The organism is Pseudomonas sp., from assembly GCF_026224925.1.
Lineage (GTDB): Bacteria > Pseudomonadota > Gammaproteobacteria > Pseudomonadales > Pseudomonadaceae > Aquipseudomonas.
The window spans coordinates 1-21,352 of record NZ_JAMFRV010000557.1 but is presented as its reverse complement, the minus strand read 5'-3'; the positions used below and the strand labels follow the sequence as shown (position 1 = coordinate 21,352).

Here is a 21,352-nt window from a genome sequence, read left to right as displayed (position 1 = left end):
ACGCCGGTGGTTTACCTGTATCTCGACCGTCTGCGCCATCGTGTCAACAGATGGCGTGGCGTGCGTACCGATGCCGCATTGGAAACTCCGCTATGACCCTCCGCCTGCACACAACTACTGTTCTCCAGCAGCCTGCACGGTGGCTGGGCACAGGTTTATTCGTTTTGTTGTTGAGCGCTTGCGCGGTTGGGCCAGACTACAAAAAGCCTACGGTGACCACTCCCGCGCAATTCAAGCAAGCCGAGGGCTGGCGTCAGGCAGCGCCTAACGACGCAATGGCGCGGGGAGCGTGGTGGGAGCTGTATAACGACGCGCAACTCAATGGGTTGGTGGAAAAACTCAACACTTCCAACCAGACCGTCGCTCAATACGATGCCCAGTACCGCCAGGCCCAAGCGCTGGTGCGCAGTGCGCGGGGCTCTTTTTTCCCCACCGTCGATTTGACCACCAGTAAAAATCGCTCTAGCCAAGGCACGGGCAGTAGCAGTTCGAGCCTGAGCAGTTCCAGCAGTGGTATCCGCGATACTTACAACGCGCAGCTTGGCGTTAGTTGGGAGGCTGATATCTGGGGCAAGTTGCGTCGCGGGCTCGAAGCCGATACCGGCAGTGCCCAGGCAAGCCTTGCCGATTTGGCGTCGATGCGCTTGAGCCTGCAATCGGAACTGGTGCAGAACTACCTGCAATTGCGGGTAATCGATGAGCAGAAACGTTTGCTTGAAGCGACTGTCGAGGCTTATCAGCGCTCGTTAACCACCACGCAAAATCAGTACCGTCACGGTGTTTCCGGAAAGGACGCGGTGGCTCAGGCGCAGACGCAGCTCAAGACCACTCAAGCTGACTTGATCGACCTGATCTGGCAGCGTGCGCAATTCGAGAACGCAATTGCAGTGCTGATGGGCCAAGCTCCGGCAGACTTCAGTCTGGCCGCCACCACCACGGTTCCGGTATTGCCGGAAATTCCGTTGGAAGTCCCATCGCAACTGCTTGAGCGGCGCCCGGACATCGCCGCAGCGGAGCGCTCGGTGATGGCTGCCAACGCTAATATTGGTGTAGCAAAAGCCGCTTACTACCCAGACTTGACCTTGAGCATGAGCGGCGGCTACAGCAGTTCCACATTCACCAACTGGATCAGTTTGCCAAACCGTTTTTGGTCAGTCGGACCGCAACTGGCAACCACGTTATTTGACGGCGGCCAGCGCTCGGCTGAAGTTGATCGTACCGAAGCGGTCTATGACCAGACGGTTGCCCAATACCGTCAAACCGTTTTGAACGGCTTCCAGGAAGTCGAAAATTATCTGGTTCAACTAAAGGTGTATCAGGACGAAGCAGTGGTGCGCTCGGAGGCATTGGACGCCGCGCGGGAATCGCTGCGCTTGACCAACAACCAATACAAAGCCGGGTTGATTGCTTACTTGGACGTAGTCACTGTGCAAACTACCGCCCTGAGCAACGAAAGAAGCGTACTGACGCTGCTGCAGAGTCGACTGATCGCCAGCGTCCAATTGATTGCGGCGTTAGGCGGAGGTTGGAGCGCAGCCAACGGCCTGGCTATTCAATAACGAAGCGTGTGGGGGTAGATACCCCCTTGTGAATAGAACGAGCCGATTTTTTTTAAAATCCAGCGCTGGATTCAACTAAACAGGCAGCAACTTCCTGTAACAAGTTGAGTACAATCTTTGATTCCTGTGGGCAAAAATTTTGTCGTCTGCCCAGGTCTCGAGAAGTCGTATGCTTATCGGTAACTACACCCCCTCGTTGGTTTTGATCTCCGTATTTGTGGCGATATTGGCGTCTTATACGGCGCTGGATCTAGCGGGTCGGGTTGCCACCGCTAATGGTCGCGCGACCTATCTATGGATGAGTGGCGGCGGTTTAGCCATGGGCGTCGGCGTCTGGGCGATGCACTTCATGGGTATGCTCGCCCTCCATCTGCCCATCGAACTGGTTTTCGACGTCCCGATCACTGTGTTGTCGTTGCTAATCGCTATTCTGGCGTCTGGCTTCGCCTTATGGTTGGTCAGCCAACCGCGACTACCAATGCTGCAATTGAGCTTTGGTGCGCTGATCATGGGTGCGGGTATCAGTGGCATGCACTATTGCGGAATGGCCGCTTTGCGCATGCAACCGGGCATCGAATACGAACCTGCACGCTTTGCACTTTCACTGCTGATCGCGTTCAGTGCCTCGGCTGCCGCGCTGTGGATCGCGTTCCGACTGCGCCAGCAAACGCCGCATGTAAGGCTGTTTCGCGCCGGTGCTGCAGTGTTTATGGGTATGGCGATTGCGGGGATGCATTACACCGCTATGTCCGCCGCCACATTCGCCGATGGCAGCTTCTGCGGCGCGATCGGCAACGGATTACGTGTCGACGGCCTGGACAAATTGGTGCTTATCGCCAGTCTGGAGGTGCTGAGCATCGCTTTGCTGACTTCGATCCTTGACGCCCGGCTGGAGTCGCGAACGGCGGAGCTGTCTAATTCGCTGAGTGTGGCCAACCGTGAGCTGACGCAACTGGCGCTGCACGACACGCTTACGGGGCTGCCAAATCGAGTGCTACTGGCCGATCGAATCGAACAGGCCATGCGCACTGTTGAGGAACACGGCGGTTGGTTTGCGTTGATGTTCATGGACCTGGATGGTTTTAAACCAATCAACGACGCGTTTGGTCATCATATGGGTGATCAGTTGCTGCGCGAGGTAGCACTGCGCCTTCGCAATGATATGAATGGTCGCAATACCTTGGCACGTATCGGTGGAGATGAGTTCGTGCTGTTGGTTGAGTTGCCCGAACGCGATGAGGCTCCTGCCTATGCTGCCCAGCAGGTGACCTTGCTCAGTCAGCCCTTTCTCGTTGCTGATAACAGTGTGCAAATTTCCGCGAGTATTGGTATCGCTTTGTACCCGGGAAACGGCGAGACCCAACACGAACTGTTGATGAATGCCGATGCCGCTATGTACCACGCGAAAGCGGCGGGCAAAAACGGTTACAGTTTTTTTGATGCGTCGATGAACACCAATGCACGCAATCAATTGCAGCTACTTCAGGACCTTCGAAGCGGGCTCAAAGAGCAACAGTTTTGCTTGTATTACCAGCCAAAATTCGACGCGGTGACCGGGCAGCCAATCGGGGCCGAAGCACTTCTGCGCTGGCACCACCCGCTGCAGGGGCTGTTGTTGCCAGACAAATTTATTGGCCTTGCAGAAAAAACCGGTTTGATCATCCCCATTGGCGACTGGGTGCTTAACGAAGCCTGTCGGCAGATGCGCGTCTGGCACACGCAGGGGTATAGCCATTGGCGCATTGCGGTCAACTTGTCTGCGCTGCAGTTCTGCCATACAGGGTTGGTCGACAGTGTTGCGAACGCGTTGATCCTGCACCAATTGCCGGCCAACAACTTGACCCTGGAAATCACTGAAACCACCGCCATGAGCGACGCCGACGCGAGCATGGCCGTGCTGCAACAGCTGGCAGAAATGGGCGTTGACCTGTCCATCGACGATTTTGGTACGGGCTATTCGAGCTTGATGTACCTCAAGCGTTTGCCTGCTAATGAAATCAAGATCGACCGTGGGTTTGTCCGCGATCTAGAGCATGACAGCGACGACGCGGCCATCGTCTCAGCCATCGTTGCCTTGGGGCAAGCATTGGGTTTGCGTATCGTCGCAGAAGGTGTCGAAACTGACATGCAGCAGAGTTTTTTGACCAAGCTGGGTTGCGATTCGTTGCAAGGTTTTCTCTTGGGGCATCCATTGCCCGCAGAGAAATTCATGGCAGATATCAATGCGGCCGAAACGCCGGTGGATGAGCAAGAGAGTGCATCCGAGGTTTGATTTTCGCGGCATCCCTTGGTAAAACGCCTAAGTCAGGCTGACAGCCTTCAGGTACCGATCAGGCATACACACATGGAAAAAGTCATTCTAATCACCGGTGGCTCCCGCGGCATTGGCGCGGCCACTGCCGTACTGGCAGCCCGCGAAGGCTATCGAATCTGCATCAACTACCTGTCCGACCACCAAGCCGCCGAGCGAACCTGCGCGCAGGTCCGCGAACTGGGCGCGCAGGTGATGTCTGTGCAAGCGGACGCCAGCGACGAAGATCAAATCATTGGCATGTTCTCGAGAATCGACGCCGAGTTCGGTCCGATCACGGCACTGGTCAACAACGCGGGCACGGTCGCTCAGGCTTCGCGGGTCGAGGAAATGTCCGAGTTTCGTTTGCTGCGGATGATGAAAACCAATGTGGTCGGGCCCATGTTGTGTGCCAAGCATGCGTTGCTGCGAATGTCGCCGCGCTATGGCGGTAAGGGCGGCGGCATCGTCAATGTGTCTTCAGCTGCCTCACGACTGGGCTCGGCTGGGGAATATGTTGATTACGCTGCGTCGAAAGGTGCCGTCGACTCGTTCACTATCGGACTCGCACGTGAGCTGGCGGGCGAGGGGATTAGGGTCAACGCGGTGCGCCCCGGTTACATCCGTACTGATTTTCACGCCCTGAGCGGCGACCCACATCGGGTCAGCAAGCTTGAGCCCGGCATCCCCATGGGCCGGGGCGGTGTTGCAGAAGAGGTGGCCGAAGCGATTATCTGGTTGCTGTCGGAAAAAGCCAGCTATGCCACCGGCACCTTCATCGATTTGGCGGGCGGGAAATAGCATTGCCGCGCTCGATCAGAACGAGCGCTGCCGCTGAAGCCCCGGTGCTTATCCACTAAGAGCACTCACTGCACCCAAGTGTGGTGCCGCTTGTCCAACGCGCCCATCACCGTCAGCGCATCCGCCTCCTCTTCGGTAATCGGTACGTTTTTACCGTCGACCTGTGCTTCGGACATGTGCGTGGCGTCATTGGTGATGATCACCACCTCAATGACAGGGCTTTGGTAACGCACATCGTCGATCACAGCGGAGCAATGTTCACGGGTGTTATCGAATTCCAGTGGCATGACCGTTCTCCTTTCATAACGTGATAACCGTGAGACCTCTGCCGGCATTCAACGTTCTGCATGTGCACTTCTTACCCTCTAACCGCCATTGAGAATCGCTGGCGATTTCTCAGTGGGTGGATCGCCCTTGGGTGGCTCGATTACCGGCGGCATGGTCGGCGGCGGGTCTTTCTCGGGCGGTGGCACGGGCAACGCTGGATCGTCGATCATCGGGTCAGGCGTTTCCGCAGGGATAGGGATATTCATCAGATCACCTCTGAGTCTGTCAGGCGCTCACGGTATTAGCGCTTCATCCGTTCGACCGTCGCGATTCGAGAATTACGCCATGCAGCGCAGTTCATCGGGTTGGGCCTCCATGGCTGTTCGAATAAAAGCCTTAGTCGATGATCTTTTTTTGTTTACTTTCATTGGACTTGTCAGTGTCGGGGTAAGTTGGTTGGGTTCTTTCAATTAGTTCTTTCCAGAAAGGGGCGAGTTTGACTTTTGCAATCCCGTCACGTGACTGCGCGAAGTTCTCGACATCGAAGTTCATGATGTCGTAATTGTAAGTTTTAAATAAGATGGTTTGGCACTCCAATGGCGTTCTGAACGGACCAGGCGCGCAGGACTATTGAATGGTTATCTGGGTTTTCTCTGGCATAGCCTTGGTCCGTCAGGTCCTCGCTGCGGTTGCCGGGCGGCTTCGTTGTGTGTAACGCATGATAAATTTTTAGTTTTAATTTTTGGCGCTGTCAATATATAGCGTTACTTGGCATTTTTGCATTAATAGGAAAAATCCTACATTTAATCTTAAGGTTGACTTAAAATATCTGTAAGTTATTTCCTATTAAAGGGTACGAGGTTTCTGGAAGGGTCTACTGTTTCGTAGTGCAAGATAATATTAGTTGATTGGTTCTCTCGCGGCGTTAAAGAGTTCCCGGCTCATATCGAATTATTATAAATGTGTATTTTTTATAACTAAAAGATATAGATTTCGATAATGTTTTTTGATTTTTACCCAAATCAATCGCCCGCCAACCCTCAGATGATCCTTCCCCTCGCATACCTGTCATTTCTATGCCTAAGCTCAGCCCTGCACTTAAACCCTTTTGAACTTTTCCCAGCGGCCGACGTTCGGAAACTATGCGGCCCGGTAAGGTGTTTTTAGCGCAGGATGGGCACGCTCTTTTTTTCAATCGTATGTTTTTTTGCCGGTGAGCGTCTTTGTCTTCTATTAGGGGAAGGGCGTGAGGAGTGATGCTCGATGAATGTGACCGCAGATCAGCCCTACGGCCCGGATTCTTTGGCCAGTGATGTACCGCACCAGACTCAACCGTTAACCCTGACCCAAGCCCTGCAATTGCCGCGCATCGTGATCGAAGACACGATGCCAGCAATCGAAGGCGGCCTGTTTGCGGTCAAGGCCATCATCGGACAGCCTGTTGTCGTGACCAGCAAGGTGTTCGCTGACGGTCACGACAAGCTGGCCGTGGTAATTATGTGGCGTGCGACCGATGAAGATGAATGGCACCGCGAGCCCATGGCGGATTTGGGCAACGACAGTTGGCAAGGTGAGTTCACCCCAACGTCGGTCAGCCGCATCTTGTTCCGCCTGGAAGCGTGGATCGATCAATTCGCCAGTTTCCAATATGAGCTGCAGAAGAAGCACATCGCGGGCGTGCCAATCGAGTTGGAGTTGCAGGAGGGCCGTATCCATCTGGCCCAAGCGATGGAGCGCCACGAAGGCGAATTGAAAAAGCGCTTGGCCGCCGTTGTCGAGCAGTTCGAGCAAAGTGATCCCGACGCGCAGGTCTTGCTGTTGCAGAGCCACGAAACGACGGGGTTGATGGCCAAGGCCGAAAACCACGCGTACCTGAGTCGCAGTGTCGACTTTCCAGTGGATGTAGAGCGTGAACTGGCGCAGTTCGCCAGTTGGTATGAATTGTTTCCGCGCTCGATTACCGACGATCCAGCGCGCCACGGCACGTTCAACGATGTGTTGGGTCGGCTGCCGATGATTCGTGACATGGGCTTCGACGTGTTGTATTTCCCGCCGATTCACCCCATCGGCCGCGCCCACCGCAAGGGGCCGAACAACTCCCTGCACGCCGGTCCGGATGATCCGGGCAGCCCTTACGCGATTGGCAGTGAGGACGGTGGCCATGACGCGATCCACCGGGAACTGGGTACTCGCGTGGATTTTCGCAACCTGATAAAGGCCGCTGCAGAGCACGGTCTGGAAATTGCTCTGGATTTCGCGATTCAGTGCTCCCAAGACCACCCGTGGCTCAAGGAACATCCTGGTTGGTTCTCGTGGCGCCCCGACGGTTCGATTCGTTACGCCGAGAACCCGCCGAAAAAATACCAGGACATCGTCAACGTCGATTTTTACGCGCCCGATGCGATTCCGAGTTTGTGGCTTGAGCTGCGGGACGTGGTGCTAGGTTGGGTGGAAGAGGGCGTGAAGATTTTCCGGGTCGACAATCCTCACACCAAACCGCTGCCGTTCTGGCAGTGGATGATTGCCGACATTCGCCACGAACACCCGGAGGTGATGTTCCTTGCCGAAGCCTTCACCAAGCCGGCGATGATGGCGCGCCTGGGTAAAGTCGGTTACTCGCAGAGTTACACCTACTTCACCTGGCGCAACAGCAAGGCAGAACTGGCGCAATACTTTGCTGAGCTTAATGAAACGCCTTGGCGTGATTGTTATCGCCCGAATTTCTTCGTCAATACGCCAGACATCAACCCCGGCTTTTTACATGAGTCAGGGCGCGCCGGGTTTTTGATCCGTGCTGCGCTCGCGACCATGGGCTCGGGTTTGTGGGGTATGTATTCGGGGTTCGAGTTGTGTGAATCAGCACCGGTGCCGGGTAAAGAAGAATACCTGGACTCGGAGAAATATCAGCTACGTCCACGGGATTACACGGCGCCGGGCAACATCATTGCCGAGATTGCCCAACTCAATCGTATTCGCCGCCAGAACCCAGCGCTGCAAACGCATTTGGGGCTGAAGCTGTACAACGCCTGGAACGACAACATTTTGTATTTCGGCAAGCGCAGCGCCGATGGCAGCAACTTCATTTTGATCGCCGTCAGCCTCGATCCGGTCAATGCCCAGGAAGCGAGTTTTGAACTGCCGCTGTGGGAAATGGGCCTGCCCGATGATGCCGCAACGTCCGGTGAAGACTTGATGACCGGCCACCGCTGGACCTGGTACGGCAAGTACCAATGGATGCGCATAGACCCAACTTACCAGCCATTTGGCATTTGGCGCATCCAGACCACGAATTAACAAGGAATTGACGATGGCGAAGAAACCCAGGAGTGCGGCCTTTATCGATGACCCGCTGTGGTACAAGGATGCGGTCATTTATCAAGTCCATGTGAAGTCTTTTTTTGATTCAAACAACGATGGTATTGGTGACTTTCCCGGCCTGATTGCCAAGCTCGATTACATTGCCGAGCTGGGGGTCAACACCATCTGGCTACTGCCTTTCTACCCGTCACCACGTCGTGATGACGGTTATGATATTGCGGATTACCGGGGTGTGCACAGCGACTACGGCACCATGGCCGATGCCAAGAAATTCATCGCCGAGGCCCATGATCGGGGGCTGCGGGTTATCACTGAGCTGGTCATCAATCACACGTCTGACCAGCACCCGTGGTTCCAGAAAGCCCGTGCGTCGAAGCCAGGCTCCAAAGCCCGGAACTTTTATGTGTGGTCGGACACCGACCAGAAGTACGACGGCACGCGGATCATTTTTATCGACACAGAAAAGTCCAACTGGACATGGGATCCTGTGGCTGGCCAGTACTTTTGGCACCGATTCTATTCGCACCAGCCGGACTTGAACTTCGATAACCCGGCAGTGATGGAAGCCGTGTTGGAAGTGATGCGTTTTTGGCTGGACATGGGCATTGATGGCCTGCGTCTTGACGCTATTCCTTACCTGATCGAGCGCGACGGCACCAATAACGAAAACCTGCCTGAGACCCATCAGGTGCTGAAAAAGATTCGTGCCGAGATCGACGCCAATTATCCGGACCGCATGCTGTTGGCCGAAGCTAATCAGTGGCCCGAAGACACGCAACTGTACTTTGGTGACAGCAACGGTAAAGACGGCGATGAGTGTCACATGGCATTTCACTTCCCGCTGATGCCGCGCATGTACATGGCTGTGGCCCAGGAAGATCGTTTCCCGATTACCGATATTTTGCGTCAGACGCCGGCAATTCCGGAAAACTGCCAATGGGCGATTTTTCTGCGTAATCACGATGAGCTGACTTTGGAAATGGTCACAGATCGCGAACGTGATTACCTGTGGAATTACTACGCCTCGGACCGCCGGGCGCGGATAAACCTGGGTATTCGTCGTCGTTTGGCGCCATTGGTGCAGCGTGATCGCCGCCGTGTCGAATTGCTTAATAGCATGTTGCTGTCGATGCCGGGAACGCCGACCTTGTATTACGGCGATGAGATTGGCATGGGCGATAACATCTACCTCGGCGACCGCGACGGTGTGCGCACGCCTATGCAGTGGTCCATCGACCGCAACGGTGGCTTCTCACGCGCCGACCCGGCAAGCCTGGTACTGCCGCCGATCATGGACCCGCTGTATGGCTATCAATCGGTCAACGTCGAAACGCAGAACAACGACCCGCATTCGCTGCTCAATTGGAACCGGCGGATGTTGACGGTGCGTAAACAGCAGAAGGCCTTTGGCCGTGGCACGTTGAAAATGTTGTCGCCGAGCAATCGTCGAATTTTGGCCTACACCCGTGAATACACTGGGCCGGATGGCAAGACCGAAATCATCCTGTGCGTGGCCAATGTGTCTGCCGCTGCTCAAGCAGCGGAGCTGGAGCTGGCGCCGTTTACCGGCATGGTCCCGGTGGAAATGTTGGGCGGTAGCGCGTTTCCGCCGATTGGCCAACTGACGTACCTGCTGACCTTACCGCCGTATGGCTACTATTGGTTCTTGCTGGCGACAGAGAATCAGATGCCGAGTTGGCACGTAGAACCGGCGCAGAGCCTGCCGGACTTCCCGACCCTGGTGCTGAAAAAGCGCTTGGAAGAGTTGCTCGACGAACCATTGCGCAGCGTCATGGAGAAAGACTCGTTGGCGGCTTATCTGCCTAAACGTCGCTGGTTTGCCGGCAAAGATAAAATCATTGATCAGGTCAAGATTGCTTACGCCGTGCGTTTTGGCAGTGTGCAAAACCCAGTGCTACTGAGTGAAATTGAAGTGACAGCGGGCGATCAACAAGATCGCTATCAGCTGCCATTCGGGCTGTTGGCCGAAGATGATATCAGCAGCGCGTTGCCGCAACAGCTGGCGCTGGCGCGAGTACGTCGAGGACGTCAGGTCGGCTTCATCACCGACGCATTTACCCTTGAAACATTCATTCGCGCGGTGGTTCACGGCATGCAGGCCAACACCGTGTTGCCATTCACTGGAGGCGAGTTGCGCTTTGAGCAGACGCCGGAAATGACGCACCTCGGGCTAACCAATGAATCCGAAGTGCGCTATCTGTCGGCTGAACAGTCCAACAGTTCGGTGGTGGTTGGTGGCAGCCTGGTGTTGAAAATGATTCGTCGCGTGGCCGCAGGGACTCACCCGGAATTGGAGATGGGTGCTTATCTGACGGCTGCCGGGTTCCAGCATATTTCGCCGTTGTTGGGTTCAGTGGTGCGGGTCGACGATCATGGGCAGGACAACCTGTTGATGATTGCTCAAGGTTATTTGAGCAATCAGGGCGATGCGTGGGAGTGGACTCAGAACAACCTTGAGCGCGCGGTGCGTGATGAGTTGTCCCATGGCCGCTCGGACATGGATCAACACTTCAACGCGCTATTGGAACTGTCGGATTTCTCTGCTCTGCTGGGGCAGCGTCTGGGGGAGATGCACCAAATATTGGCAGCGCCGACTGACGATCCTGATTTTGCCGCTGAAATTACTAGCGTTAAGGACAGTGAGACCTCCGGCAACAGCGTCGTGGCGCAAATGGAACGCGCGCTGGAGCTGCTCGAGTTGAATAAAGATAAGCTGAAAGCGGACGATCAAGCGTTGGTCGATAAGCTGTTGGGTCAACGTAAGCAGGTGCTTGCCCATATCAAAAATCTGGCCAAGCGTTCTGTGGGCGGCTTGCGTCTACGGGTGCACGGCGACTTACACTTGGGCCAAGTCCTGGTGGTCAAGGGCGATGCTTACTTGATCGACTTTGAGGGCGAGCCGGCGCGACCGCTGATTGAACGTCGGGCTAAATACAGCCCGTTTAAAGACGTTAGTGGCGTATTACGTTCGTTTGACTATGCCGCAGCCATGGCCGTACGCAATGCTCAAAGCGTGGACAGTTCGGATGAAGCCAAAGCCGCACGTCACACGGTGGCTGACACGTATTTAGCCCAGGCCCGGGAAGCGTTTATCCAAGGGTATCGGGCCGCCGCCGCCGGTATGGCGCACGCGTGGAAGGACAGCGAAGGCGAAACGGCTGCGCTGGAATTATTTACCCTGGAAAAAACCGCATATGAAGTAGTCTACGAGGCAGAGAACCGCCCCAACTGGCTTGCCGTACCTTTGCAAGGCCTACGTGGACTGCTGACTTTGTCTGATGGAGAACCAACATGAATGCACCTAAGGAACACAGCAGGGACAAAGTGCAGATGTTGCCCGGCGCGACTGATATGGACGCGTTGATTCGTGCTGAACACCACGACCCGTTTTCGATGCTCGGTCCGCATGATGATGGCAAGGGTGGGCAGTTCATTCGCGCTTACTTGCCTGATGCGCTGAGCGTTAAAGTATTAGCTCGCGACGGTGAGCAAGAGCTGGCAACTCTGGAAATGAGTTCGACACCCGGCTTTTTCGCGGGCCATTTACCGAACACCCAACCTTATCTGTTGAAGATTAGCTGGGCGGGCGGTGAGCAGATTACCGAAGACCCCTACAGCTTTGGTCAGTTGTTGGGGGAGATGGACCTGTATCTGTTTGCCGAAGGTAATCACCGGGATTTGAGCAGTTGCCTGGGCGCTCAGGTGATGAATGTCGATGGCATCGAGGGTGTGCGCTTCGCGGTTTGGGCGCCGAATGCGCGTCGCGTCTCCGTAGTCGGTTCATTTAATAACTGGGATGGCCGTCGTCACCCCATGCGTGCGCGTTATCCGTCTGGCGTGTGGGAAGTTTTCGTCCCGCGACTTCAGCCAGGCGAAGCTTACAAATACGAAATTTTAGGTACCAACGGGATTCTGCCGTTAAAGGCCGACCCCGTGGCGCTGGCTACGCAAATGCCACCGCAAACTGCATCAGTAGTTGCCACACCGCTCAAGCATGACTGGCAGGACAGTGGTTGGATGGAATCGCGTGGCGAGCGTCATTCGCCTAAAGCACCGCTGTCGATCTATTAGTTGCATGCGGGCTCTTGGCAACTCGACCACAGCGACGAGTTCGTGGTGCGCCAGTACAACTGGCAGGAGCTGGGTGATCGCCTTATTCCGTACATCAAGGAATTAGGGTTCACTCACATCGAACTGATGCCGATCATGGAGCACCCGTTTGGCGGATCATGGGGTTATCAGCCCCTGTCACAGTTCGCACCAACGGCGCGTTACGGTTCGCCACAGGATTTCGCGGCGTTCGTTGATGCCTGTCACCGGGCTGATATCGGTGTGATCCTCGACTGGGTACCGGCGCACTTTCCGACCGATACCCACGGTTTGGCGCAGTTCGACGGCACTGCATTGTACGAGTACGGCAACCCCCAGGAAGGCTTCCACCAGGATTGGGACACCCTGATCTACAACCTGGGCCGCACCGAAGTGCATGGCTTCATGCTCGCCTCGGCGTTGCACTGGCTTAAGCATTTCCACATCGATGGCCTGCGTGTGGATGCGGTGGCGTCGATGTTGTACCGAGACTATTCACGCAAAGCCGGGGAATGGGTTCCCAATCGTCACGGTGGTCGTGAAAACCTCGAAGCCATCGACTTCCTGCGTCACCTCAACGATGTGGTGGCGCTGGAAGCTCCGGGCTCGATGGTTATCGCCGAAGAGTCCACCGCATGGCCAGGCGTCAGCCAATCGACCCAGCAGGGAGGTTTAGGTTTTCAGTACAAATGGAACATGGGCTGGATGCACGACACTCTGCACTATATGCAGCAGGACCCGATCCACCGTGCGCATCACCACAACGAGTTGAGTTTCGGCCTGGTGTATGCCTGGTCCGAGAAGTTCATCTTGCCTATTTCCCACGACGAAGTGGTCCACGGCAAGCACTCGCTGATCGATAAAATGCCCGGCGATCGCTGGCAGAAGTTCGCTAACCTGCGCGCTTATCTGACGTTCATGTGGACCCATCCAGGCAAGAAGCTGTTGTTCATGGGCTGCGAGTTCGGTCAGTGGCGTGAGTGGAACCACGATGAGCAGCTCGACTGGTACTTGCTGCAATACGCTGAGCACATTGGGGTCAAGAAGCTGGTAAGCGACCTTAACCGGCTCTATCGCGAAGAACCCGCGCTGCACGAGCGAGATTGTGAGCCGCAGGGTTTCCAATGGGTGATTGGCGATGATGCGACCAACAGTGTGTTTGCGTTTATGCGCTGGAGCAAAGAGGGCGAGCCGGTGCTGGTGGTCGCGAACCTTACGCCGGTGCCCCGCGAAGGTTATCAGGTGGGCGTGCCGTTCGAAGGGCAATGGGTTGAGCTGCTGAACAGCGACGCGGACACCTACGCCGGTTCTAACATCGGTAATGGCGGTGGGGTGAATGCGCAGGAAGGGAAAAGCCACGGTCAGCCGTATTCGCTGCTATTGGATCTGCCGCCGCTGGCAGTGTTGATCTTGAAGCCCAAGTTGCAGGAGTGACGGTGGTGGCGCCGTGGTTACAACCACGGCGCTCAGGGTCAGAGATGCACTTCAACCGTCAATGGTAAATGATCCGATAAATGAGTCCACGGCCTGTTGCCCAGGATCCTTGGCGAGTGGCTGCTGGCGTTGCGCAGATAAATACGGTCTAGGCGCAGCATCGGCAACCGCGCCGGGTAGGTTCTCGCCAGGGAGCCGGCATGCCGTTCAAACACTTCGTGCAGGTAATCGCAGCGCGCTAGGCGCAGGTTTCCCTGTAGCTGCCAATCGTTGAAATCCCCCGCAATAATCACGGGCGCATGGCTCGGAAGCGACTCAAGCAGCTTGCATAGCAAGTCCAGTTGTAACTGTCGATGGCTCTCTAGCAAGCTCAAATGGACGCAAATCGCGTGCACTTCGTCATGCCCTGGCACCTGCAATACGCAGTGCAGCAAGCCGCGTCGTTCTGGCCCAACGATGGACACGTCAAGATTACGGTGTTGCAAAATAGGGTACTTGGAGAGGAGGGCGTTGCCATGATCACCGTGCGGGTAAACAGCGTTGCGCCCGTAGGCAAAATCACTCCACATGCTGTCGGCGAGAAATTCGTAGTGTGAGGTCTGTGGCCATGCGGCGTGTCGCGATGCATGCCCGTCGTGGCTGCCCATGACCTCTTGCAGGAACACCAGGTCGGCGCCGGTGCTGCGCACGGCTTCACGCAGCTCGGGCAGGATGAAGCGCCTGTTGAAGGCGGTGAAGCCTTTGTGGGTATTCACGGTCAGTACCCGCAAACGGTGAACGGCGGGGGTTTGCGCCAGGTCGCCTGGGTCGGCGGTAATACCAGCTGTGTCGACAGTCACACTGACATTCCTTGAGTAAGGGATCTGTTAGTGGGACTGGTTGCCGGGGTGGCAGTTCATCTTTTTCGTCAATAGCGCGGGCGGCGTGACAAGCAAATGGTCAACGCCAACCCGGCCACCGACAGTACCGCTGCGCAGAGGAAAATCGACGAATAACCCAGGCCAATGGCAATGCTGCCCATGATGGGGCCGGCAATGGCCAATGCGAGGTCGAAGAACACCGCATAGGCACTCAACCCGGCACCGCGACTTGAGTTTGGCACCTGTTTTATCGCCTCAACGCCCAGCGCCGGGTACACCAGCGATAAGCCAAACCCGGTGAGGCCTGCGCCAATCAAGGCGAACTGGGTGCTGGGAGAGATCCATAGCATCACCAGGCCAACGGTCTCAATCACCATGCAGGCAATCGCCGCGTTGAATCCGCCAAAGCGTTTGATGGCGTTGATAAAGATCAGGCGTGAGAGGATAAAACACACCCCGAATACCGTCAGGCAATAGGCTGCGCCATTCCACCCGCGGCTCAGGTAAAACAGGGTGATAAAAGTGGTCAGCGTGCCATAGCCGATAGAGGCCAGCGTCAAGCTCAGACCGAACGGCGCGACGCGACCGAATACCGACCAGAACGGCATGCGTTCGCCACGAACGACCGGTACGGAAGGCTTGTTGCGAATCAACACCAGCGCCAGTAACGAGAGGATCGACAAGGTAACGCCAAGGCTGATAAAGCCTAACCCGTCAACCATCACCACCCCGACGGGTGCACCGATGGCAATTGCGCCATATGACGCAATGCCATTCCAGGAAATCGCTTTGGCGGTGTGTTCGGAGCCGACTTGGCCGATGCACCAACTGATGGTGCCCACGCCAATCAATCCTTGAGCTATGCCGAGAAATACGCGAGCGATGATCAGTATCGTCAAGGCCAGGTCGGGTACGCTTTCAAGCAACGTAGCGGCCAGGGTCATAACGCCGCTGACGACGATTCCTGACAAGCCATAGATGATCGCGCGCTTGGTGCCAATGCTGTCTGCCACACGACCCGCAAGAGGGCGGCTCAGTAGCGTCGCCAGATATTGTGCGCCCACGGTAATGCCCGCAATGACGGGGCTAAAACCCAAATGCTCGTGGACATACCCCGGAACCACGGCAATCGGCAAGCCAATGCACAGAAAGGCGATGAACGTATAAAAGACGATAGAGACGATCTGCAGGGTGATCGCCATGGAGCTTGGGGATGTTACAGGGGGCGGTGACGGTTGTGCGGCAGACATGGCTCATTCGCTGGCAGGCGGTTGGAGTAAGCCATGATGGCGTGCGCCGAGAGTAAAAGAAAGCTGGCTAACGATTGAATTTAGGAATGTCGCAAACTCTAGTGGGGGACCGAACTGTTGCATTCGCGAACAGTTCGCTCACCGGGATTCTCGAAATGTCGCAACGGCGCTGTACAGAGGATGTTCGGAGCGGTTCAAAACAATAAGCCAAAAAAAGCCCCGTCACAGGACAGGGCTTCTATTCACGCTGCCATCAAATCAGAGCACAACGCCCTGGCTACGCAGGTAGTCATCGTAGGTGCCGCTGAAATCGACCACGCCGCTTGGGCTCAACTCGATGATTCGCGTGGCCAGTGAAGAAACGAACTCGCGGTCGTGGCTGACGAAGATCAACGTACCTGGGTAGTTTTCCAGTGCGAGGTTCAGCGCCTCGATGGATTCCATGTCCAAGTGGTTGGTCGGTTCGTCCATGATCAACACGTTTGGCTTTTGCAGGATCAGCTTGCCGAACAGCATGCGGCCTTGCTCACCACCGGAAATTACTTTGACCGATTTGAGGATTTCGTCGTTGGAGAACAACATCCGGCCCAATGTACCGCGAACGATCTGCTCGCCACCTTGAGTCCAGCGACCCATCCAGTCGAACAGGTTGGATTCGTCTTCGAAGTCAGACGCGTGATCCTGAGCGTAATAGCCCAACTCCGCCGCGTCAGTCCATTTCACAGTACCAGCGTCCGGCGACAGGTCGTTAACCAAGGTGCGTAGCAGGGTGGTTTTACCGATACCGTTCGGGCCGATGATCGCTACGCGCTCGCCTGCTTCAACCACAAAGCTGAAGTCCTTGAACAGTGGCTTGCCATCGAAACCTTTAGCCATGCGCTCAACAATGACCGCCTGACGGTGCAGCTTTTTGTTCTGTTCGAAACGAATGAACGGGCTGACACGGCTTGAAGGTTTGACCTCTGCCAGCTGGATCTTGTCGATCTGCTTGGCGCGGGAGCTGGCCTGCTTGGATTTCGAGGCGTTGGCCGAGAAGCGGCTAACGAACGATTGCAATTCGTTGATCTGAGCTTTTTTCTTGGCGTTGTCCGACAGCAATTGCTCGCGGGACTGGGTCGCCACGGTCATGTACTCGTCGTAGTTACCCGGGAACAGACGCAGCTCGCCGTAATCAAGGTCGGCCATGTGCGTGCAGACACTGTTCAGGAAGTGCCTATCGTGGGAAATGATGACCATGGTGCTGTTACGCTGGGTCAGGATGTTTTCCAGCCAGCGGATGGTGTTGATGTCCAAGTGGTTGGTCGGTTCGTCGAGCAACAGCACTTCAGGATTGGAGAACAACGCCTGGGCCAACAATACGCGCAGTTTCCAGCCTGGCGAGACTTCGCTCATCGGGCCGAAGTGCTGATCAATGCCGATACCCAGGCCCAATAGCAATTCACCGGCACGAGATTCGGCGGTGTAACCGTCCATTTCGGCGAATTCGGTTTCCAGCTCAGCGACGGCCATGCCGTCAGCTTCAGTCATGTCTGGCAGCGAATAAATGCGATCGCGCTCAGCCTTAACTTTCCACAATTCCTCGTGGCCCATGATCACGGTATCGATCACGGTGAATTCTTCGTAAGCGAACTGGTCCTGGCGCAATTTACCCAGACGCACGTTCGGCTCTAGCATCACCTGCCCGCCCGAAGGCTCCAGGTCGCCACCCATGATCTTCATGAACGTGGACTTGCCGCAGCCGTTAGCGCCGATCAGGCCGTAACGGTTCCCGCCGCCAAACTTGACCGAGACGTTCTCGAACAACGGCTTGGCGCCGAATTGCATGGTGATGTTAGCTGTGGAGATCAAAAGTGTGTCCTGCAAGGTAGCAAAGGCGTAAAGGCACGACGGCCCGGCACAATGGCGTTGGGCGTTAACCCAAAACAGCCAAAAAACGCACGGCCAAGGCAGGCTGGACGCAGAACGCGCAACCCAAAATCAGTCAGTGCGGCTTTAAAGGGGCGCAATAGTAACACTTGGCGCGCCGAAGGGCAGCCGGAGAGTGCTGCGGTTGCCGCAACCTCGAGGAAGGTAGCTTGTATTCGACAAGCGGAAGAGCTCCGAGCCATACCCGTGAATCTAAATTCGTCGCTCCGCCGTGTCGTATCCTCAATCGCTCCCTTGCAGTGACCTCCACGAAATTTTCACGTCCGAAGGACGCCCTGCGAACATTTCGCCCTTTAGTCTGTGTGCAGTCCTAACCATGCGCCAAGCGTTGTTGACGTGCTTGCGTGTTTCCATCTATCAGGAGCTACACATGGCAATCGGCGTAATTTCAGCTTCCATCCCAGTAAACGTCGGCGTGACGGCACAACACCAGGCCAAATTCAGGGCGGCCAAGGAATCAATTATCATCCCTACAACAGCCGCGCAGCAGGAAGCGCATGAAACCTCCGCGATAGCTGCTCCGTCAACGGCTGGCATCAGCGGCACCGGAGAGATCCTTAACACCAAGGCCTGAACATCGAGTCAGGCTCACTTGGTTTGTGTCCTCGTCAACGGGGACTTCTCGCCTCCAGTCCAGAAATACACCGCCGTATACGACGGAATTTTCACCAATTTCCGACGCAAACCAAACGGTTGCACTTTTACTCTCTGATCTTGTTCCAACCCTTGCGCTAGAGCATTCACGCGCTTGCGTATCCAGGAAAAATCAGGAGTTCCCGATGTCTATTGGCGCAATCTCAGCTTCTATCCACGCAACAGTAGGTGTACCCGGCCAAACCACTTCGAAAACAAGTGCGACCGCGACGTCCGCAGCTACGACGAGCGCAGCTCCGGCCGCTAACACCTCCGCTGGCATCGCAGCAGCAGCCTTAAAGGAAGCGACCGAAACATCTGCTGTAACCGCAAAAGAGGCAGGCCAAGGCGACCGTGTGGCTCAACGGTTAATAGCGAAACAGCATCTCGCTTCGGCATCAAATTCTCCCGCGCAAACTCCAGCGAAAGGCAGCGTGAATGGCACTGGGCAGATCACGGGCGAAATCATTAACACCAAAGCCTGATGATCCCATGAGGTAAATGAACGACAGTCCTTGTTAGCAAGGACTGTTTAACGACCTTTATGCGGATGCTGACGACTCGCTAATGCTACTAAGTCGGCTTTCTGAACACTCGCTGAACGTTTCTTCAGAAACGTTTTTTTACAGCGAAATCCTTCAATAAATCACGTATTTTTAACGTCTCTTTCGCCAAAGTATTTATATTGTTCGCCCGATGTGTTCTAGCGATTGCAGAACGCTGTAGTGTCAATCATGATGGCAAATAAAAATTAACAATTGCAGAGAAGCACGCTCAATGGAAAACATTCCCGGTGTTCGTTTAAGTTCGCGGTTCGTGGGACGAATGCGGGTACGTTACATCATTATCTCAATTGTGCTATTGGTGGCGCTGCTGTGTGTTACGGCGTACTCGCTATTTAAACACCCTACGCTTTTGAATTTTGCCCACGGCACCGCAGCTGACGTCGCTGGCCTGAAAGCCGCTTGGGCCAAGGGTGAGATCATCGTCTTTGTCCGTCACGCGGAGCGTTGTGACCAGTCGGATGCTAGCTGCCTAGGCGCCAAAGATGGAATTACCGTTCGGGGCAGTGATGAAGCGCGAGGTGTAGGCAAGGAATACCAGCGCCTAGGGCTTCAAAGCACTGATATTTTTAGCAGTCCACTTACGAGAACCACGCAAACTGCGACGTTCATGTTTGAACATGCTGTCGCTACCCAAGAGTGGCTTGCAAATTGTCGAATGACCTTGCTTGCAAACGCAATTAAACAGAAAGTGGTCGGGCGTAATTTAATCCTGGTCACTCACAGTGATTGTATTAGAGAGATTGAAAGAGATTTAAAGATAAAATTGCCTCATAAACCGGCGTACACCTCGTCGCTGTTTATATCAATTGACGAAAAAAACACCGTTCCACATGCGCTTGGTTTTATTGAAGCAGCTCCATTCTCTGCTGATTTTTGACACGACTGCTCTCTATCGCGTCCTCAGGTAGCGCGCCCTCATGCGGCGCGTCCGCCCTCATTTGGGGCCTGTCTACACAGGCCTGTAGCAAACGGTAGCGGGTTCCCGCGCCGATGTCGTTACATCGAAAAACAATTCCCCGCTGATAGCTCATTGATCTAAAAGCCTTTTTTCTGCGCTTCGTTTTCGGCCGCGTTCTGTGGCACACTTTCTGCTCTCTATTCCGTTGTTACATACCTTATTCCGCTATAGCGGAATTTTAACCACGGCGGAGTTCATCACATGCATCGCGGACCTTCCTTTTTGAAAGCTTGTGCGTTTGTTCTTGCGGCTACGGCCACGCTTATCAGCTCCGTGCAGGCGGCAGACGCCACCAGCAAGCTCGACAGCGTGTTGCAACGTGGTCATCTGGTGGTCGGTACCGGCAGCACCAACGCCCCTTGGCATTTCCAAGGTGCAGACGGAAAGCTGCAGGGCTTCGATATCGACATTGCGCGGATGGTCGCCAAGGGTTTGTTCAACGACCCGAGCAAAGTCGAGTTCGTGGTGCAGTCGTCCGACGCGCGGATTCCTAACCTGCTGACTGACAAAGTCGACATGAGCTGTCAGTTCATTACCGTCACGGCCAGTCGGGCCCAGCAAGTCGCGTTTACTCTGCCTTACTACCGCGAGGGCGTGGCGCTGTTGCTGCCTATCAAAAGCAAATACAAAGAAATTGATGATTTGAAAGCCGCAGGCGATGGCGTGACCGTGGCTGTGCTGCAAAACGTGTATGCCGAAGAATTGGTGCACCAGGCACTGCCCAAAGCCAAAGTCGACCAGTACGACAGCGTTGACCTGATGTATCAGGCGATCAACTCCGGTCGTGCCGATGCTGCTGCCACCGATCAATCGTCGGTCAAGTATCTAATCGTGCAGAACCCTGGTCGTTATCGCACGCCGAACTTCGCCTGGAGCCCACAGACCTACGCGTGTGCCGTCAAACGTGGCGATCAGGATTGGCTGAACTTCGTCAACACCGTACTGCATGAGGCAATGACCGGCGTTGAGTTTCCAGCGTATGCCGCGTCGTTCAAGCAATGGTTCGGTGTCGATTTGCCGACCCCGGAAATTGGCTTCCCTGTCGAATTCAAATGACTCGGTGAGAACAGGGCAGTGCGTTGACTGCCCCGTTCCAGGTACTGCTGACCATGAACTATCAGTTAAATTTTGCAGCTGTCTGGCGTGACTTTCCCAGCTTGCTGTCGGGCCTTGGTTTGGGCCTGGAGCTGGCGCTGATCTCGATTGCCATTGGCTGCGTGATCGGCCTGATTGCGGCGTTTGCGCTGCTGTCGAAACACCGGGCATTGCGCATCATTGCATCGGTGTACGTCACGGTGATCCGCAATACGCCGATTTTGGTGCTAATCCTGTTGATCTACTTCGCGTTGCCGAGTCTGGGCATTCGCATGGACAAGCTGT

Annotated in this window: 15 protein-coding genes and 1 pseudogene; 11 read left to right on the top strand and 5 right to left on the bottom strand. The window is 55.3% G+C overall.

The genetic code is table 11. The annotated features are described in order from the left end of the window. The first annotated feature begins 92 nt into the window (after window positions 1-92). The 3 genes from M0974_RS23345 to M0974_RS23335 all read left to right on the top strand — a co-directional run bounded on the left by M0974_RS23345 (window position 93) and on the right by M0974_RS23335 (window position 4,650). A complete protein-coding gene (locus tag M0974_RS23345; protein WP_297842474.1) occupies window positions 93-1,559 on the top strand; it encodes an efflux transporter outer membrane subunit in 1,467 nt (488 codons plus the stop codon). A 169-nt stretch (window positions 1,560-1,728) separates the two neighbouring features. Beyond that, window positions 1,729-3,831 carry an EAL domain-containing protein gene (locus M0974_RS23340; RefSeq protein WP_297842470.1) on the top strand — a complete coding sequence of 701 codons (2,103 nt, stop codon included), beginning with the start codon at window positions 1,729-1,731 and terminating at the stop codon, window positions 3,829-3,831. 72 nt (window positions 3,832-3,903) lie between these two features. Continuing rightward, window positions 3,904-4,650, top strand: coding sequence for an SDR family oxidoreductase (locus tag M0974_RS23335; protein ID WP_297842468.1), 747 nt, complete (start codon window positions 3,904-3,906; stop codon window positions 4,648-4,650). Between the two features lie 65 nt (window positions 4,651-4,715). Here the strand turns inward: M0974_RS23335 and M0974_RS23330 are convergent, their stop codons facing one another. Together M0974_RS23330 and M0974_RS23325 are read right to left on the bottom strand one after the other, a co-directional pair. After that, complete coding sequence (locus M0974_RS23330) at window positions 4,716-4,937, bottom strand: DUF3203 family protein (RefSeq protein WP_297842464.1); 222 nt, start codon at window positions 4,935-4,937, stop codon at window positions 4,716-4,718. A 78-nt stretch (window positions 4,938-5,015) separates the two neighbouring features. Beyond that, the gene (locus tag M0974_RS23325; RefSeq protein WP_297842461.1) at window positions 5,016-5,183 is read right to left on the bottom strand and encodes a hypothetical protein; all 168 of its coding nucleotides are present in this window, start codon (window positions 5,181-5,183) and stop codon (window positions 5,016-5,018) included. 997 nt (window positions 5,184-6,180) lie between these two features. Between M0974_RS23325 and M0974_RS23320 the strand changes: the two genes are divergently transcribed. From M0974_RS23320 to glgB, 3 genes and pseudogenes are all read left to right on the top strand, one after another. Next, entirely contained in the window at window positions 6,181-8,211 is a 2,031-nt protein-coding gene (locus M0974_RS23320) for an alpha-1,4-glucan--maltose-1-phosphate maltosyltransferase (RefSeq protein ID WP_297842458.1), read from the top strand. 13 nt (window positions 8,212-8,224) lie between these two features. Beyond that, a complete protein-coding gene (gene treS / locus M0974_RS23315; RefSeq protein WP_297842455.1) occupies window positions 8,225-11,551 on the top strand; it encodes a maltose alpha-D-glucosyltransferase in 3,327 nt (1,108 codons plus the stop codon). After that, a pseudogene (gene glgB / locus M0974_RS23310) lies at window positions 11,548-13,779 on the top strand (1,4-alpha-glucan branching protein GlgB). The gene treS and the pseudogene glgB overlap by 4 nt, the downstream one beginning before the upstream one ends. Before the next feature lie 38 nt (window positions 13,780-13,817). Here glgB and M0974_RS23305 read toward each other — a convergent pair. The 3 genes from M0974_RS23305 to M0974_RS23295 all read right to left on the bottom strand — a co-directional run bounded on the left by M0974_RS23305 (window position 13,818) and on the right by M0974_RS23295 (window position 17,737). Beyond that, entirely contained in the window at window positions 13,818-14,618 is an 801-nt protein-coding gene (locus M0974_RS23305; protein ID WP_297842452.1) for an endonuclease/exonuclease/phosphatase family protein, read from the bottom strand. 68 nt (window positions 14,619-14,686) lie between these two features. Then, window positions 14,687-15,889, bottom strand: coding sequence for an MFS transporter (locus M0974_RS23300; RefSeq protein ID WP_297842450.1), 1,203 nt, complete (start codon window positions 15,887-15,889; stop codon window positions 14,687-14,689). A 258-nt stretch (window positions 15,890-16,147) separates the two neighbouring features. Next, a complete protein-coding gene (locus M0974_RS23295; RefSeq protein ID WP_297842446.1) occupies window positions 16,148-17,737 on the bottom strand; it encodes an ABC-F family ATPase in 1,590 nt (529 codons plus the stop codon). Between the two features lie 448 nt (window positions 17,738-18,185). Here M0974_RS23295 and M0974_RS23290 point away from each other — a divergent pair, with 448 nt between their 5' ends. The 5 genes from M0974_RS23290 to M0974_RS23270 form a co-directional block, all read left to right on the top strand. Continuing rightward, complete coding sequence (locus tag M0974_RS23290) at window positions 18,186-18,389, top strand: hypothetical protein (protein WP_297842444.1); 204 nt, start codon at window positions 18,186-18,188, stop codon at window positions 18,387-18,389. Window positions 18,390-18,594: 205 nt separating this feature from the next. Beyond that, window positions 18,595-18,933, top strand: a complete 339-nt coding sequence (locus M0974_RS23285) for a hypothetical protein (RefSeq protein ID WP_297842441.1) — start codon at window positions 18,595-18,597, stop codon at window positions 18,931-18,933. A gap of 292 nt (window positions 18,934-19,225) precedes the next feature. Then, window positions 19,226-19,891, top strand: coding sequence for a histidine phosphatase family protein (locus M0974_RS23280; RefSeq protein WP_297842438.1), 666 nt, complete (start codon window positions 19,226-19,228; stop codon window positions 19,889-19,891). A 282-nt stretch (window positions 19,892-20,173) separates the two neighbouring features. After that, complete coding sequence (locus M0974_RS23275) at window positions 20,174-21,028, top strand: transporter substrate-binding domain-containing protein (RefSeq protein WP_297842436.1); 855 nt, start codon at window positions 20,174-20,176, stop codon at window positions 21,026-21,028. 53 nt (window positions 21,029-21,081) lie between these two features. Continuing rightward, window positions 21,082-21,352 (top strand): ABC transporter permease subunit (locus M0974_RS23270; protein ID WP_297842434.1); only part of this gene is annotated, 271 nt, incomplete at its 3' end.

Excerpts from the sequence above, each read along its gene's own strand:
- M0974_RS23325 (WP_297842461.1), bottom strand. The coding sequence starts at position 5,183 with ATGAATATCCCTATCCCTGCGGAAACGCCTGACCCGATGATCGACGAT.
- M0974_RS23345 (WP_297842474.1), top strand. The coding sequence starts at position 93 with ATGACCCTCCGCCTGCACACAACTACTGTTCTCCAGCAGCCTGCACGG.
- M0974_RS23285 (WP_297842441.1), top strand. The coding sequence starts at position 18,595 with ATGTCTATTGGCGCAATCTCAGCTTCTATCCACGCAACAGTAGGTGTA.
- treS (WP_297842455.1), top strand. The coding sequence starts at position 8,225 with ATGGCGAAGAAACCCAGGAGTGCGGCCTTTATCGATGACCCGCTGTGG.
- M0974_RS23300 (WP_297842450.1), bottom strand. The coding sequence starts at position 15,889 with ATGTCTGCCGCACAACCGTCACCGCCCCCTGTAACATCCCCAAGCTCC.
- M0974_RS23330 (WP_297842464.1), bottom strand. The coding sequence starts at position 4,937 with ATGCCACTGGAATTCGATAACACCCGTGAACATTGCTCCGCTGTGATC.
- M0974_RS23340 (WP_297842470.1), top strand. The coding sequence starts at position 1,729 with ATGCTTATCGGTAACTACACCCCCTCGTTGGTTTTGATCTCCGTATTT.
- M0974_RS23290 (WP_297842444.1), top strand. The coding sequence starts at position 18,186 with ATGGCAATCGGCGTAATTTCAGCTTCCATCCCAGTAAACGTCGGCGTG.
- M0974_RS23280 (WP_297842438.1), top strand. The coding sequence starts at position 19,226 with ATGGAAAACATTCCCGGTGTTCGTTTAAGTTCGCGGTTCGTGGGACGA.
- M0974_RS23335 (WP_297842468.1), top strand. The coding sequence starts at position 3,904 with ATGGAAAAAGTCATTCTAATCACCGGTGGCTCCCGCGGCATTGGCGCG.
- M0974_RS23275 (WP_297842436.1), top strand. The coding sequence starts at position 20,174 with ATGCATCGCGGACCTTCCTTTTTGAAAGCTTGTGCGTTTGTTCTTGCG.
- M0974_RS23320 (WP_297842458.1), top strand. The coding sequence starts at position 6,181 with ATGAATGTGACCGCAGATCAGCCCTACGGCCCGGATTCTTTGGCCAGT.